This is a genomic window from Pseudomonas sp. SDO5215_S409 (genome assembly GCF_054071325.1).
Genome location: NZ_JBSVWN010000201.1, coordinates 1 through 278, shown reverse-complemented (window position 1 = coordinate 278; position 278 = coordinate 1). Strand labels below are relative to the sequence as shown.

The following is a 278-nucleotide window of genomic DNA, read 5'->3' as shown; positions in this document are numbered from 1 at the left end:
CGCGCCTGGGATCGAGTGATTCCATTTTTCGTCTTCCCACCAGCTATCAGGAAAGTGATTTACACCACCAACGCCATTGAGAGCATCAACGCCCAGCTACGCAAGGTCATCAAGACTCGCGGGCATTTCCCGAATGATGACGCAGCGACCAAACTGATTTGGCTGGGATTGCGCAACATAACAGCCAATTGGGGGAAACCGGCCCATGATTGGAAAAGCGCGATGAATCAATTTGCGATTCTGTACGGAGATCGGTTCATCAGGCCGACCTGGTGAGA

At 52.2% G+C, this 278-nt stretch carries 1 protein-coding gene; it reads left to right on the top strand.

Annotated elements, in window-relative coordinates:
* Positions 1 to 276: transposase (locus ACW9H9_RS28895; protein WP_457346748.1), on the top strand; the 276-nt coding region annotated here is incomplete at its 5' end.
* Positions 277 to 278: the final 2 nt, after the last annotated feature.